The sequence below is a fragment of the Paracoccus seriniphilus genome (assembly GCF_028553745.1).
Lineage (GTDB): Bacteria > Pseudomonadota > Alphaproteobacteria > Rhodobacterales > Rhodobacteraceae > Paracoccus > Paracoccus seriniphilus.
Genome location: NZ_CP067129.1, coordinates 1,633,463 through 1,647,567, shown reverse-complemented (window position 1 = coordinate 1,647,567; position 14,105 = coordinate 1,633,463). Strand labels below are relative to the sequence as shown.

The 14,105-nt window shown below is 61.1% G+C and carries 15 protein-coding genes; 10 read left to right on the top strand and 5 right to left on the bottom strand.

Features of this window, described 5'->3' with window-relative positions:
• From JHW44_RS08070 to mdh, 5 genes are all read right to left on the bottom strand, one after another.
• A complete protein-coding gene (locus tag JHW44_RS08070; protein WP_089343453.1) occupies positions 1-2,967 on the bottom strand; it encodes a 2-oxoglutarate dehydrogenase E1 component in 2,967 nt (988 codons plus the stop codon).
• A 44-nt stretch (positions 2,968-3,011) separates the two neighbouring features.
• On the bottom strand, positions 3,012-3,287 hold the full coding sequence (locus JHW44_RS08065) for a hypothetical protein (RefSeq protein WP_089343454.1): 276 nt from the start codon (positions 3,285-3,287) through the stop codon (positions 3,012-3,014).
• A gap of 325 nt (positions 3,288-3,612) precedes the next feature.
• Positions 3,613-4,497: a succinate--CoA ligase subunit alpha gene (gene sucD, locus JHW44_RS08060; RefSeq protein ID WP_089343455.1), complete on the bottom strand. Its 885-nt coding sequence runs from the start codon at positions 4,495-4,497 to the stop codon at positions 3,613-3,615.
• Positions 4,498-4,502: 5 nt separating this feature from the next.
• Positions 4,503-5,696, bottom strand: a complete 1,194-nt coding sequence (gene sucC, locus JHW44_RS08055) for an ADP-forming succinate--CoA ligase subunit beta (RefSeq protein ID WP_089343456.1) — start codon at positions 5,694-5,696, stop codon at positions 4,503-4,505.
• A 243-nt stretch (positions 5,697-5,939) separates the two neighbouring features.
• Positions 5,940-6,902: a malate dehydrogenase gene (gene mdh, locus JHW44_RS08050; protein WP_089343457.1), complete on the bottom strand. Its 963-nt coding sequence runs from the start codon at positions 6,900-6,902 to the stop codon at positions 5,940-5,942.
• A 157-nt stretch (positions 6,903-7,059) separates the two neighbouring features.
• Between mdh and JHW44_RS08045 the strand changes: the two genes are divergently transcribed.
• The 10 genes from JHW44_RS08045 (at position 7,060) to JHW44_RS08000 (ending at position 14,105) form a co-directional block, all read left to right on the top strand.
• Entirely contained in the window at positions 7,060-7,809 is a 750-nt protein-coding gene (locus JHW44_RS08045) for a sulfite exporter TauE/SafE family protein (protein WP_089343458.1), read from the top strand.
• An 81-nt stretch (positions 7,810-7,890) separates the two neighbouring features.
• Positions 7,891-8,742, top strand: coding sequence for an HpcH/HpaI aldolase/citrate lyase family protein (locus JHW44_RS08040; RefSeq protein WP_089343459.1), 852 nt, complete (start codon positions 7,891-7,893; stop codon positions 8,740-8,742).
• Between the two features lie 41 nt (positions 8,743-8,783).
• Positions 8,784-9,329 carry an NnrU family protein gene (locus JHW44_RS08035; RefSeq protein WP_089343460.1) on the top strand — a complete coding sequence of 182 codons (546 nt, stop codon included), beginning with the start codon at positions 8,784-8,786 and terminating at the stop codon, positions 9,327-9,329.
• Position 9,330: 1 nt separating this feature from the next.
• Positions 9,331-9,537 carry a DUF1737 domain-containing protein gene (locus JHW44_RS08030; protein WP_089343461.1) on the top strand — a complete coding sequence of 69 codons (207 nt, stop codon included), beginning with the start codon at positions 9,331-9,333 and terminating at the stop codon, positions 9,535-9,537.
• Positions 9,534-10,568 (top strand): MaoC family dehydratase, encoded by a 1,035-nt coding sequence (locus JHW44_RS08025; protein WP_089343462.1) that lies wholly within the window; start codon positions 9,534-9,536, stop codon positions 10,566-10,568. The genes JHW44_RS08030 and JHW44_RS08025 overlap by 4 nt, the downstream gene beginning before the upstream one ends.
• Before the next feature lie 237 nt (positions 10,569-10,805).
• Complete coding sequence (gene sdhC, locus JHW44_RS08020) at positions 10,806-11,198, top strand: succinate dehydrogenase, cytochrome b556 subunit (RefSeq protein WP_089343463.1); 393 nt, start codon at positions 10,806-10,808, stop codon at positions 11,196-11,198.
• Between the two features lie 14 nt (positions 11,199-11,212).
• The gene (locus JHW44_RS08015) at positions 11,213-11,599 is read left to right on the top strand and encodes a succinate dehydrogenase, hydrophobic membrane anchor protein (protein ID WP_089343464.1); all 387 of its coding nucleotides are present in this window, start codon (positions 11,213-11,215) and stop codon (positions 11,597-11,599) included.
• Positions 11,600-11,606: 7 nt separating this feature from the next.
• On the top strand, positions 11,607-13,409 hold the full coding sequence (sdhA, locus tag JHW44_RS08010) for a succinate dehydrogenase flavoprotein subunit (protein WP_089343465.1): 1,803 nt from the start codon (positions 11,607-11,609) through the stop codon (positions 13,407-13,409).
• Entirely contained in the window at positions 13,409-13,780 is a 372-nt protein-coding gene (locus JHW44_RS08005; protein ID WP_089343466.1) for a hypothetical protein, read from the top strand. The genes sdhA and JHW44_RS08005 overlap by 1 nt, the downstream gene beginning before the upstream one ends.
• A 4-nt stretch (positions 13,781-13,784) precedes the next feature.
• On the top strand, positions 13,785-14,105 hold the full coding sequence (locus JHW44_RS08000; RefSeq protein WP_089343467.1) for a hypothetical protein: 321 nt from the start codon (positions 13,785-13,787) through the stop codon (positions 14,103-14,105).

The following is a 14,105-nucleotide window of genomic DNA, read 5'->3' as shown; positions in this document are numbered from 1 at the left end:
TTATCCTTCGATAACGAGCGCTTCGTTTACCAGCGCCTCTTGTTCTGCCTTGTGACGCGATGCCAGACCGGTGGCAGGCGAGGCCGCCGCATTTCGGCCGACGTAGCGGGCGCGGCTGTGCTTGGCGCCCAGACGTTCCAGCACCCATTCCAGGTAGGGCTCGACAAAGCTCCATGCGCCCTGGTTCTTGGGCTCTTCCTGACACCAGACGACTTCGGCATCCTTGAAGCGTCCGAGCTCCTTGACCATGGCCTGGGCCGGGAACGGATAGTATTGCTCCAGACGCAGCAGGTAGACATCATTGATCTTTGCTTCGTCGCGGGCCTTCAGCAGGTCGTAATAGACCTTGCCCGAGGAAATCACGACGCGGCGGATCTTGTCATCTGCAACCAGTTTGGTCGGCGAGCTGCCCCGTTCGGCGTCATCCCACAGGATCCTGTGGAAGGTCGAACCGGTCTGGAAGTCCTCGGCCTTGCTGACGGCCATCGGATGGCGCAGCAGCGATTTCGGGGTCATCATCACCAACGGCTTGCGGAAGCCACGATGGATCTGGCGGCGCAGGATGTGGAAATAGTTTGCCGGAGTCGTGCAGTTCGCAAAGATCCAGTTGTCCTCGGCGCACATCTGCAGGAAGCGTTCCAGCCGCGCCGACGAGTGCTCGGGGCCCTGACCTTCGAAGCCATGGGGCAACAGCATGACCAGGCCGGACATGCGCAGCCATTTCTTTTCGCCCGAGCTGATGAACTGGTCGAACATGATCTGGGCGCCATTGGCGAAATCGCCGAATTGCGCTTCCCACATCACCAGGCTGTTGGGTTCGGCCAGAGAATAGCCATATTCAAAGCCCAGAACCGCATATTCCGACAGCATCGAGTCGATGACTTCGTAGCGTGCCTGACCTTCGGAGATATTGTTCAGCGGGTAATAGCGGTCTTCGGTCTTCTGGTCGATAAAGGCCGAATGACGTTGGCTGAACGTGCCGCGCGTGCTGTCCTGACCCGACAGGCGAACGCCGTGACCCTCGGTCAGCAGCGAGCCGAATGCAAGCGCCTCGGCAGTTGCCCAGTCGAAGCCTTCTCCCTTGGCGAACATCTGTTTCTTTGCCTCGAGCAGACGTCCGACGGTCTTGTGCAGGTTGAAGCCGTCTGGCGCGGTGGTCAAAGCCTTGCCGACGCGGCTCATGGTTTCGGGCGGAATACCGGTGTCGCCGCGGACATATTCAGCGCCTTCGCGTTCAAAGCCCGACCACTTCCCGTCCAGCCAGTCGGCCTTGTTCGGCTTGTAGTTCTTGCCGATCTCGAATTCTTCATTGAGATGGGCCTGAAATGCCGCCTTCATGTCCTCGATCTCGCCTTCGGGGATCAGCCCGTCCGCGACCAGCCGGTCGGTATACAGCTGCAGGGTCGTCTTGTGCGACTTGATGCCGGTATACATTGCCGGGTTGGTGAACATCGGTTCGTCACCTTCGTTATGGCCAAAGCGGCGATAGCAGAAGATGTCCAGAACCACATCCTTGTGGAACTTCTGGCGGAACTCGGTCGCGACGCGCGCGGCGTGCACCACGGCCTCGGGATCGTCGCCATTGACGTGGAAGATCGGGGCTTCGACCATCAAGGCGATATCGGTCGGATAGGGCGAGGTGCGGCTGAAATGCGGCGCGGTCGTAAAGCCGATCTGGTTGTTCACCACGATATGGATGGTGCCGCCGGTGCGATGGCCGCGAATGCCCGACAATTGCAGACATTCCGCGACAACGCCCTGACCCGCAAAGGCCGCATCGCCATGCAGCAGCACCGGCAGAACCGCCGTGCGATCGTTCAGATCGTCGCGCTGATCGCCCTTGGCACGTGCCTTGCCCAGAACCACCGGGTTGACGGCCTCGAGGTGGCTTGGGTTCGCCGTCAGCGACAGGTGCACCTTGTTGCCGTCGAATTCACGGTCAGAGGAAGCACCGAGGTGATATTTCACGTCGCCCGAGCCATCGACATCCTCGGGTTTGAAGCTGCCGCCCTGGAATTCATGGAAGATGGCGCGATAGGGTTTGGACAGCACATTTGCCAGGACCGACAGGCGGCCGCGGTGGGGCATGCCGATGACGATATCCTCGACCCCCAGGGCGCCGCCGCGCTTGATGATCTGTTCCATGGCCGGGATCAGCGCTTCACCGCCGTCCAGACCGAAACGCTTGGTCCCCATGTATTTCACATGCAGAAACTTCTCGAAGCCCTCGGCCTCGACCAGCTTGTTCAGGATGGCGCGACGACCGTTCTTGGTGAACTGGATTTCCTTGCCATAGCCCTCGATCCGCTCTTTCAGCCATGCGGCCTCTTCGGGGTTCGAGATATGCATGTATTGCAGCGCGAAGGTGCCGCAATAGGTGCGGGTCATCAGATCGGAAATCTGCCGGATCGAGGCAACCTCAAGACCCAGGACATTGTCGATGAAGATCGGACGATCCATGTCTTCGGGGCCGAAGCCATAGGTCGAGGGCTTCAGTTCACCGTGATCGGGGACATCGCGCAGACCCAGGGGGTCCAGATTGGCGTGCAGATGGCCCCGGATCCGGAAAGCACGGATCAGCATCAGGGCGCGGATGCTGTCCAGCACGGCCTGCCGCATCTGGCCGGCCGACAGGCTGACGCCTTTTTCTTCGGCCTTGGCTGCGATCTTCTTCATCGCGGCATCCGCCTCGGCCTTGTCGCCAGCAGGCCATTCGCCGGTCAGTGCCGCGGTGGTCTCATCCGCGGGCAGGGGCGGCCAGTCGGCACGGGCCCAGCTGGCGCCTTCGGCTTCGCGAACCGCATCCGCTTCCGGGTCGCCCAGCCCGCGGAAGAATTCCGCCCAGGCCTGATCTACCGCTGCCGGATCCTTGGCCCATTGGCCATAGAGCTGTTCGACATAGGCTGCATTGTGACCCTGCAAAAATGACGAGTCGCGAAAATCTGAGTTGTTGGGTTGGTCGTTCATGGCGTTTCCCCGGTCAGGGCAGGAGGAGGTTGGCTGGATGGGTCTCAGGCACAGGTAATGTCGATAATGGTCGCGCCGGGATCGGCATAGGGATCAAGGCGCGGGATATGTTCGATGGCGGCAACGGGCCGCCGCTCAAGTCCGCACAGGGCGCGGGCAGCGTCTGTTTCGGCATTCGCGGGTGCACGGGAAGGATGATAGATCAACCGCCAGCCATAATCGCGGCGCGCGACGGTGCGCACGGCATTGGGTGGCAGCGTGCTGGCTTCGTGAAGATCGGTGCTGGCGGGAATGCCGCCGGGCAGGATGTCGGAGGTCATCTTTCCTCCGCAGGCCGAGAGACTGAGAAGCGCGACCAATGAAACCGGTGCTGCCTGTCGGCGGGCAAAGCCGAAAGGACCGGATCCGGTCGATGCAGGGTCGGCGCTGGTTGGTTGATCGGTCAATTTCTTCCCCGAAGCCTCGGTTTGCCGTGCCCCCCACACTCAAGAGGGGAGCGCGACTTGTCAAATGATCAGCAACAGATGCCCGATATGGGCCGGGCCGTTGCGGCTGTCGCGCGAAGGAAGCTCATCGTGATCTCCTCATGATCGGCCCGTGACATGATGTGCCGGGATTGCCGACACATCATGTCATTTTCCCGTATCAGGAATTGATGGCCTTCAACACGGCTTCGCCAAGGCCGGCCGGGCTGTCGGCAACGACGATCCCGGCCTTTTTCATGGCTTCGATCTTCGATTCCGCGTCGCCCTTGCCACCCGAAACGATCGCACCGGCATGACCCATGCGGCGGCCCGGAGGCGCCGTGCGGCCAGCGATAAAGCCAGCGGTCGGCTTCCATTTGCCTTTCTTCTTCTGTTCGGCAAGGAATTCCGCGGCTTCTTCTTCGGCCGAGCCACCGATTTCACCGATCATGATGATCGACTCGGTCTCGTCGTCGTCCAGGAACATCTTCAGAACGTCGATATGTTCCATGCCCTTGATCGGGTCGCCGCCGATGCCGACGGCGCTGGACTGACCCAGTCCGACATCGGTCGTCTGCTTCACGGCTTCATAGGTCAGCGTGCCCGAGCGCGAGACGACGCCGACGCTGCCGCGACGGAAGATGCTGCCGGGCATGATGCCGATCTTGCATTCGTCGGGGGTCATGATGCCGGGGCAGTTCGGGCCGATCAGGCGGCTGGCGGAACCTTCCAGGGCGCGTTTGACGCGCATCATGTCCAGAACCGGGATACCTTCGGTGATGGCCACGATCAGCGGGATCTCCGCGTCGATCGCTTCCAGAATCGAATCGGCTGCGAAGGGGGGCGGAACATAGATCGCCGAGGCCGTGGCGCCGGTTTTCGCAACGGCCTCATGGACGCTGTTGAACACGGGCAGGTCCAGATGCTGGGTGCCGCCCTTGCCGGGGGTCACGCCGCCGACCATCTGCGTGCCGTAAGCAATCGCCTGTTCGGTGTGGAAGGTCCCTTGCGAGCCGGTGATGCCCTGCGTGATGACCTTGGTGCTCTTGTCTACCAGAATTGCCATCGTGATTATCCTTTCACCGCTTTGACGATCTTTTCGGCTGCGTCCGACAGATCGTCGGCCGAAGTCACGTTCAGACCGCTTGCACTGATGATCTCTTTGCCCTTTTCGACATTCGTGCCTTCAAGGCGCACGACCAGCGGAACCTGCAGGCCGACCTCTTTCACCGCGGCGACGATGCCTTCCGCGATGATGTCGCAGCGCATGATGCCGCCGAAGATGTTGACCAGGATGCCTTTGACGTTCTGGTCACTGGTGATGATCTTGAAGGCCTCGGTGACCTTTTCCTTGGTCGCGCCGCCACCGACATCAAGGAAGTTGGCAGGCTCGGCACCATACAGCTTGATGATGTCCATGGTGGCCATGGCCAGGCCGGCACCATTCACCATGCAACCGATCTCGCCGTCCAGCGCGATGTAGTTCAGGTCGAATTTCGACGCGGCCAGTTCCTTGGGGTCTTCTTCGGTCTCGTCGCGCAGCGCCATGACATCGGCCTGGCGATACAGCGCGTTGTTGTCGAAACCCATCTTCGCGTCGAGGCACTTGAGGTTGCCATCGGTGGTGACGATCAGCGGGTTGATCTCCAGCATCTCCATGTCTTTTTCAATGAACATGCGATACAGGTTTTTCACCAGCGCGACGCACTGCTTGACCTGACCACCGGTCAGACCCAGCGCAAAGGCAACGCGGCGGCCGTGGAAATCCGACAGGCCCGAAGCCGGATCGACGCTGAAGCTGACGATCTTCTCGGGGGTGTTCGCTGCAACTTCCTCGATGTCCATGCCGCCTTCGGTCGAGGCTACAAAGCTGACGCGCGAGGTCTGACGATCGACCAGCAGCGCAAGATACAGCTCGGTCTCGATGTCGCTGCCGTCTTCGATGTAGATGCGGTTGACCTGCTTGCCAGCAGGGCCGGTCTGATGGGTGACCAGAGTGCGGCCCAGCATCTGCCGGCTCATCTCTTCGGCTTCGGTGACCGATTTGGCCAGGCGCACGCCGCCTTTTTCACCAGCTTCGGCCTCTTTGAAGTGGCCTTTGCCGCGACCGCCCGCATGGATCTGGGCTTTGACGACCCAAAGCGGTCCGTCCAGTTCGCCTGCGGCGGATTTTGCCTCATCCGCTTTCATGACCACGCGGCCATCGCTGACCGGCGCGCCATACTGACGCAGCAGCGCCTTGGCCTGATATTCGTGGATATTCATCTCGACCCCCTTATCCGGTTCGACAGATTTGCAAGGTTATTGACACAACAAATGGAAAGGGAAAAACGCTTTCCCGATATTTTCACGAAAAAATGCCTGTTTCGGATTGATGTGATCACAGCCAGAAATGGCGTGATCACAAAACGGCATTCTGTTACCGCAAGCATGATGATTCGTGATGGAAACGAAAAACGGCGCGCCATTGCTGGCGCGCCGTTGAATTCAAAGCCGGCAATGCGACCCTTACGCCAGGCTGCTGTCGATCCCCTTGCAGGCTTCGACCAGACCTTTGACGGCGTCGATCGACTTGTTGAACATGACCTGCTCGTCCTTGTCCAGCTTGATGTCGATGACTTTCTCGATGCCATTGGCGCCGATGACGGTCGGCACGCCGACATAGGTGCCCTTGAGGCCGAAGGGGCCGTCGACATAGGCCGCGCAGGGCAGGACGCGCTTCTGATCCTTCAGATAGGCTTCAGCCATTTCGATGGCCGAGGTCGCGGGCGCATAGAAGGCCGAACCGGTTTTCAGCAGGCCGACGATTTCCGCACCGCCGTCACGCGTGCGCTGAACGATGGCATCCAGCTTCTCTTGCGTGGTCCAGCCCATCTTGACCAGATCCGGCAGCGGGATGCCGGCCACGGTCGAATAACGGGTCAGCGGAACCATGGTGTCGCCGTGACCGCCCAGGACGAATGCGGTGACGTCTTTCATCGAAACGTCGAATTCCAGCGACAGGAAGTGACGGAAGCGGGCCGAGTCCAGCACGCCGGCCATGCCGCAGACCTTGTTGTGGGGCAGGCCGCTGAATTCGCGCAGCGCCCAGACCATCGCGTCCAGCGGGTTGGTGATGCAGATCACAAATGCGTCAGGGGCGTGTTTGGCAATGCCTTCGCCGACCGATTTCATGACCTTGAGGTTGATGCCCAGCAGATCATCGCGACTCATGCCCGGCTTGCGGGGAACGCCGGCGGTGACGATGCAGACGTCAGCGCCCGCGATATCGGCGTAATCGTTGGTGCCTTTCAGCGAGGCGTCGAAACCCTCGGACGGCCCCGATTCAGCAATATCCAGCGATTTGCCCTGCGGCGTGCCCTCGGCAATATCGAACATGACGACATCGCCCAGTTCCTTCATCGCGGCCAAATGCGCCAACGTTCCGCCGATCTGGCCTGCACCGATAAGTGCAATCTTGGGTCGGGCCATGGTAACCTCCGGTTTCTTGGATGGATTCTTGCGTGGTGGTTAAGGGGTCGCGCAACGAATCGCAAGTCTGTCTCGCTGCATCGCCGCGATGATGGCCCTAACACTTGCCTGTCGTGCAGCCTTGTCGCATCCAGTGCCATCGGCGGATGGAGGCAAAATGCTGGAATTGACTACTCAGGGATGGATCCTTGCGGTGCTTGCGGCGATCGCGGTGGGGCTTTCGAAAGGCGGGCTGGCAATGATCGGCATATTGGCGGTGCCGCTGCTGTCGCTGGTGATCCCGCCAGTGCAGGCGGCGGGGCTGATGCTGCCGGTCTATGTGCTGTCCGATATCGGGGGGCTGCTGGCCTATCGACGAGGTTTCGATATGGCGGTGCTGCGCACGGCATTGCCCGGCGCGATGCTGGGCATCGGCTTTGGCTGGGCCACGGCCCATCTGGTTCCCGACAGCGGCGTGACGCTGATCGTTGGAATAATTGGTTTAAGTTTTGCTGCCAACGCATTGATACGACCGGATATTTCAAATGGTTCGCGCAAGCCGTCTCTGGTGAAGGGCAGCTTCTGGGGGGCCTTGGCCGGCTATACCAGCTTTGTCAGCCATGCGGGGGCGCCACCCTATCAGGTCTATGTCCAGCCGCTGCGCCTGCCCAGCATGGTCTTTGCCGGAACGACGACCTGGTTCTTTGCCATCACCAATTTCGCCAAGCTCTTTCCCTATGCGGCGTTGGGACAGTTGTCGCTGGCAAACCTCGAGGCTGCGGCGATCCTGACACCGGTCGCCCTTGTCTCGGTCTGGGTCGGTTTGCGGATCGTGCGCATCATTCCTCAGGAGCTGTTCTACAAGCTGATCACCTGGGGGCTGCTGCTTATTTCCCTGCGACTGATCTGGCAGGGGATCATGGGATGATGCTGCGGTGCAGCAGAAAAAGGCTTGCCATTTCTGACGCAACAAGGCAGCTTCGCGCAAGATAATTGCCCGGAGGTTTTCATGACTCGCCCTTACAGGTCCGTTCTCTATATTCCGGCGGCCAATGCCCGCGCGATGGAAAAGGCGCAGAGCCTGCCGACCGATGCGATCATCTTTGATCTTGAGGATGCCGTGTCACCCTCGGAAAAGCCTGCCGCGCGCGACGCGTTGGGCGCGGCGCTGGAGTCGGGCTATGGTGCGCGTGCGCGAATCGTCAGGATCAATGGAATGGACAGCGAATGGGGTGCGGATGATGCCCGCGCCTGCGCCGGACCACTGGCAGGCAAGGCCGAGGCCGTGCTGATCCCCAAGGTGAACAGCGCCGCCGATCTGGACGTGGTTGCCGGAATCATTCCCGACACTCCGCTCTGGGCAATGATGGAGACACCGCTGGCAATGCTGAACGCCGCCGAGATCGCGGCGCATCCGCGCCTGGCGGGCATGGTGATGGGCACCAATGATCTTGCCAAGGAGTTGAACAGCCGTTTTCGTGCCGACCGTCTGCCGATGCAGGCAGGGCTGGGGCTGTGCGTTCTGGCGGCCAAGGCCCATGGCAAGGTGATCATCGATGGCGTCTATAATGCCTTCAAGGATGATGAGGGGCTGCGCATCGAATGCGAGCAGGGGCGCGACATGGGCTTTGACGGCAAGACGCTGATACATCCCGCGCAGCTGGCCGTTGCCAATGCCAGTTTCGCGCCCACCGAAGCCGAGGTCGAACTGGCGCGTCGTCAGATCGCGGCCTTTGACGAGGCAATGGCGCAGGGCAAGGGGGTAGCTGTCGTCGATGGCAAGATCGTCGAGAACCTGCATATCGAGACTGCCCGCAAGACATTGGACAAGGCCCGGGCGATTGCCGAGATGGCCGGTTAGGGGCAGGGTGCTTTCATAGACATCCAGCGAAAGGAAGCCAGATGCTGATCCTGATTCTCGGTCTTGCCCTGTGGTGGGGTGCGCATCTCTTCAAGCGGGTCGCCCCCGAAAGACGGGCCTCCATGGGTGAAAGCGGCAAGCGCCTTGTGGCGCTGCTGCTGTTGCTCTCTGTCGTGTTGATGGTCTGGGGCTACAAGACCGCCGATGGTCCGATATGGTGGGGGCCGTCGCCCGCGCTGGTCGGTATCAACAACCTGCTGGTGCTGATCGGTTTCTATCTCTTTGCAGCCAGCGGCATGAAGACCCGCGTCACGGCTGTGCTGCGTCATCCGCAACTCGTCGGTTTCTCGCTTTGGGCGATTGCCCATATGCTGGTGAATGGCGATTTGCCATCCTTGCTGTTGTTTGGCGGTCTGCTGGCTTGGGCGCAGGTTGAAATCATTGTGATCAACCGCACAGCCTGGACCCCGCCCGCCGGCCCGTTCGAGACGAGGAAAGAGTTCATGGCGCTGGCCGGTGCCGTGATCGTGACATTGGTGGTGGGGCTGATCCATGGCGTGATCGGTCCTTGGCCGTTTGGAGGATGAATTGCCCAGAATCTACAGATTGATCACCGAGGATGACACTTCGGCCTTTTGTCACCGGGTCAGCGAGGCCCTGTCGAAAGGCTGGGAATTGCATGGTTCACCCTCGACCGCCTTTGACAGTGCGCGTGGCGTCATGCGTTGCGCGCAGGCCGTCACCAAAGAGATCGAAGCCGAATATCATCCTGACATGAAGCTGGGGCAACAATGACCAAGACCAATCCGGGCCGGTTCTTCGAAGACTATCAGATCGGGCAGGTGATCCGCCACGCCGTGCCCCGCACCGTCGCCGAGGGCGAGCGGGCGCTCTACCACGCGCTCTATCCTGCGCGTCATGCGCTGTATTCCAGCGATGAATTTGCCGCCTCCTGCGGGTTGGAAAGCAGCCCGATCGATGATCTGGCTGCCTTTCATATCGTGTTTGGCAAGACCGTTCCCGACATCAGCCTGAACGCGGTGGCCAATCTGGGATATGGCGAGGGGCGCTGGCTGCGGCCGGTCTGGCCGGGTGACACGCTGCGTGCGGAATCGCAGGTGATCGGGCTGAAGCAGAACAGCAGCGGGAAATCCGGCGTCGTCTGGGTCCGGACGCGTGGGCTGAACCAGATGGACGAGCCGGTGCTGGAATATGTCCGCTGGGTCATGGTGCATAAGCGCGATCCCGAGGCCCCGGCTCCGGAAACGGTGGTCCCGGACCTGGCCGCTGCCGTGCCCGCGGCGGAATTGCAGCTTCCCGAAGATCTCAATTTCTCGGACTATGATTTTGATCTGGCAGGCGAAAAGCATCGTCTGGCCGATTACGAGCTGGGCGAGAAGATCGACCATGTCGATGGCGTCACCCTGGAAGAGGCCGAACATATGCTGGCCACCCGCCTGTGGCAGAATACGGCCAAGGTGCATTTCGATGCGACCCATCGCCCCGACGGCCGCCGCCTGATCTATGGCGGCCATATCATCAGCCTGGCGCGCAGCCTGTCGTTCAACGGGCTTGCCAATGCGCAGATGATCGTCGGCCTGAATTCCGGGGCCCATGCCAATCCGGCCTTTGCAGGCGACACGGTGCGCGCATGGTCCGAGGTTCTGGACAAGGCCGAGACTGATGCGCCGGGTGTCGGCGCCATCCGGCTGCGTCTGGTCGCGACCAAGGGGGACAGCAGCAGATTTTCGCTGAAGGGCGAGGATGGAAAATATCTGCCCGATGTCCTGCTGGATCTGGATTACTGGGCACTGATGCCATTGTGAACCGGCGGTTATGGCGATTGCCCGGCCTCGCGACGGGCTGTTTGCGGTAACTTGTGATCACGGCTGCCGCAAGCGTGATCACAAACTGCCGAATCGGCCATTTTTCGCGACCCGGGGTGGCATAACCGGGTGACAGGTGGCAGAAATAGGGACAGAAGGATCGTCAATCGCCAGCCCGCGCGGCCAGCCGAAAGCCTGCGACGGGTCGAGCTTGAACCGACAAAGGAGGGCCGCACCATGGCCGACGTGAACCGGGGTAACCGGCCGCTTTCCCCCCATCTTCAGGTCTACAAGCTGCCGATCGCGGCAGTGACCTCGATTCTGACGCGGATCACGGGGCACGCCCTGGTGGCGGGCGTCCTGCTTCTGACCTGGTGGCTTGTCGCCGCCGTCAGCAGTCCGGGCGCCTTTGCAGCCGCTGACTGGGTCGTTCGTTCCTGGCTGGGCTTCATCATCCTGACCGGCTCGGCCTGGGCGCTGTGGTACCACGCGCTGGCCGGCATCCGGCACCTGTTCTATGACGCCGGAATCGGGCTTGAGATCAAGGAGGCCGAGAAATCCTCCTGGGCGATCATCATTGGCTCTGTCGTGATGACGCTGATCTCTCTGATCCTGTTTTTCATCGGTTAAGCGAGGGCAAGACCATGCGTTACATCACCCCCCGCAAGGCTGCGACCGGTCTGGGCTCGGCACGTACGGGCACCGAGCATCACTGGGCCATGACCGTCAGTGCCTGTGCGCTGATTCTGCTGACCCCGGCATTTCTGCTGGTCATCGGCAGCGCCATCGGCCTTCCGCGCGAGGCATTGATTGCCTATTTCGGGCGCCCTTATCCCGGCATCGTGACGGCCTTGTTCATCATTGTCGGCATGATCCATTTCATGAAGGGCACGCGGATCATGATTGATGACTATCTGCAACACACCGAACGCAAGGTGGCGATCATCGCATCGGTGATCTTTGGCTGGGCCGTAATTGCCGCGGCAGTCTTCGCGCTGGCGAAGATGGCGTTCATCACCATCGCGATCTGAGGACAACATGGCTGCTTACCAAACCGAAACGCATGAATACGACGTGGTTGTTGTCGGGGCCGGGGGTGCCGGTCTGCGCGCCACGCTCGGCATGGCCGAACAAGGGCTGCGCACGGCCTGCGTCACCAAGGTCTTCCCGACCCGCTCGCATACGGTTGCCGCACAGGGCGGCATTGCTGCCTCGCTGTCGAACATGGGCCCTGACAACTGGCAGTGGCACATGTATGACACCGTCAAGGGCAGCGACTGGCTGGGCGATACCGACGCGATGGAATACCTGGCGCGCGAGGCGCCCAAGGCCGTTTACGAGCTGGAACATTACGGCGTTCCCTTCAGCCGGACCGAAGAAGGCAAGATCTATCAGCGTCCCTTTGGCGGCCATACCACCGAATTCGGTGAAGGCCCCCCCGTGCAGCGCACCTGTGCCGCAGCCGACCGGACCGGCCATGCCATCCTGCACACGCTCTATGGGCAAAGCCTCAAGAATAACGCCGAATTCTTCATTGAATATTTCGCGCTGGACCTGATCATCACCGACGGGCGCTGCACCGGCGTTGTCTGCTGGAAGCTGGACGACGGCACGATGCATGTCTTCAACGCCAAGATGGTCGTGCTGGCCACCGGCGGCTATGGACGTGCCTATTTCAGCGCGACCAGCGCCCATACCTGCACGGGCGACGGGGGCGGCATGGTTGCCCGCGCCGGTCTGCCTTTGCAGGATATGGAATTCGTGCAGTTCCACCCGACCGGGATTTATGGTTCGGGCTGCCTGATCACCGAGGGCGCACGCGGTGAAGGCGGCTATCTGACCAACAGCGAGGGCGAACGCTTCATGGAGCGTTACGCACCGACCTACAAGGATCTGGCCAGCCGCGATGTCGTGTCGCGCTGCATCACGCTGGAAATCCGCGAAGGACGCGGCGTCGGGGAACACAAGGATCACATGTTCCTGAACCTGATGCATCTTCCGCCCGAAAGCCTGGCGGAACGTCTGCCCGGCATCAGCGAATCGGCCAAGATCTTTGCCGGTGTCGATGTCACCCGCGATCCGATCCCGATCCTGCCGACCGTACACTATAACATGGGCGGCATTCCGACGAACTATTGGGGTGAAGTTCTGAACCCCACGGAGGAAAACCCCGATCAGGTGTTCCCGGGCCTGATGGCCGTGGGCGAGGCCGGCTGTGCCAGCGTGCATGGTGCCAACCGTCTTGGCTCGAACTCGCTGATCGACCTGGTCGTCTTTGGTCGCGCCGCTGCCATTCGCGCGGGTTCGGTGATCGACCGCGAAGGGGCTGTCCCCGCGACCAACCAGGCCGAAGTTGACAGGGCGCTTGATCGCTTTGACGGGTTGCGTCACGCCAAGGGCAATATTTCCACTGCCGATCTGCGGCTGGAAATGCAAAAGACCATGCAGGCTGATGCCGCCGTGTTCCGGACCGACAAGACCCTGGCCGAAGGCAAGGATAAGATGGGCGGAATTGCGGCCAAGCTGGATGACCTGCATGTGACGGATCGTGGTCTGATCTGGAACACGGACCTCATGGAAACGCTGGAGCTGACCAATCTCATGCCCAATGCCTTGGCAACGATTGTCGGGGCCGAGGCGCGCAAGGAAAGCCGTGGGGCGCATGCCCATGAGGACTATCCTGATCGCGATGATGCGAACTGGCGCAAGCATTCGCTTGCCTGGGTCGAAGGAAACGAGGTTAAACTTGCCTATCGTCCCGTTCACCTTGAACCTTTGACCAAGGTGGAAGAGGGCGGAATCGAGCTGAAGAAGATCGCTCCGAAGAAAAGGGTTTACTGATGCGTTTCCAACTGACCGCGATTTCTGGCGTTGTCGCTCTGGCCTTGGCCGGATGCGTCGCGCCGCTGCCGATGGCGACTTCGCCAACGACGGCACCGGCAACAACGACCACCCCCACGGTGCTTGACGCTGCGTCGCGTCAGGCGGCGCGAACGGCAATCAATTCCGAGATGCAGAAGCGTCTGCCGGGCGTCAATGTGCAGCCCTATACCGATTGCGTCGTGAACAATGCCACGACGGCCGAGATGATCGATATTGCGCGCTTGGCTGCCTCGGATTCGACGGGGGCAGCCAACAGTGTTGCCGCCATCGTCTCGCGTCCGGCGACGACACAATGCATCGCCAGCGCGGCCAGCGCGGCGGCCACCTGATCTGATGTCCGCGCGTCCGGCCATCATATTTGCCTTGCCATGGGTGGTGCTTGTTTCAGCCTGCGGACCGGTTCCGGTCGCGCAGGCCGAAACAAGCTGCCTGCGCGATGCAGAATTGGCGGCCAGCCCGCGCGGCGAGGTCACGATGGGCGTGGCCGGGGGACATGGCGCATCTCGGGGCGTGACCGGAAAGGTCGAACTTGAGCTTTCGACCGATTACCTCGCCGGACGCGATCCTTCGGATGTCTTCAACCGCTGCGTCATGCGACGTTCGGGGCAGTTGCCGACCCGTTCCCTGTATGACCATCCCGATTGGCGGGGCTGA